This is a genomic window from Curtobacterium sp. MCPF17_047 (genome assembly GCF_003234045.1).
Lineage (GTDB): Bacteria > Actinomycetota > Actinomycetes > Actinomycetales > Microbacteriaceae > Curtobacterium.
In genome coordinates this window covers 1-779 of sequence record NZ_QKSF01000034.1, presented here as the reverse complement: position 1 = coordinate 779, position 779 = coordinate 1, and the positions used below count along the sequence as shown (strand labels likewise).

At 69.1% G+C, this 779-nt stretch carries 1 protein-coding gene; it reads right to left on the bottom strand.

All coding sequences use genetic code 11. The annotated features are described in order from the left end of the window. On the bottom strand, positions 1-634 hold a 634-nt coding region (locus DEJ33_RS16795), incomplete at its 3' end, for a hypothetical protein (protein WP_111079670.1). Positions 635-779 lie beyond the last annotated feature (145 nt).

The following is a 779-nucleotide window of genomic DNA, read 5'->3' as shown; positions in this document are numbered from 1 at the left end:
TGACGGCGTCGGTCTTGAAGGTGTCGTTGAGCAGCTTCGCGGCGTCGGCGGAGACGTGGACGGTGGTGCCGGTCAGGATCGCGTTGTCGCCCTCGAGCTGCAGCGGCTTGAGCGAGCCGCCGTGGAGGGAGAACAGGTACGCGTTCGGGGCGGCGACCTTGCCGTTGACGAGGACGTCACCGTAGAGCTTCGAGGAGCCGGGGTTCACGACGAAGTTCTCGAGCGTGACGGTGGTGTCGCCGGCCTTGAGGGTCAGGCCGGAGTCGTCGTGGTTCAGCAGGCCCTGCACGTAGGGGCGGTACTTGCCGTCCGGGCTCCAGTAGGTGACCGAGCCGGAGGTGATCGGGAACGACACGGCGCCGTCGGCGAGGGTGGCGTTGCCGGAGACGCCCGGGGTCAGCTTCAGGGAGGTGAGGGCGTCGGTGAAGCCCTTGTCGAGGGCGACGGAGGTGTCGCCGCCGAGGACCTCGGGGACCGAGGCGACCGGTGCGGGGATCTTCGCGGCGGAGCTGGAGGAGACGGTGTGCACGGTCGGGGTCGACGCGTTCGCGGCGGACACACCGAACGCGGCGCCGCCGAGGACGAGGGCTCCGGTCGTGGCGAGGGTGATCGAGGTCTTCAGGGACTTGCGCATGTCTTCATTCCTTTGCTTGTCGCGCTCGGCGCGGTGGGTGACAGCGCGCCGAACACACCCCGCGAAGGGGTGGAGAACCAGCGGTGAGCTGCTGGTGAGCGCTGCGGGTGTTTCCCGGCTTGTGACAGTGGTTCGGGGCCACCCG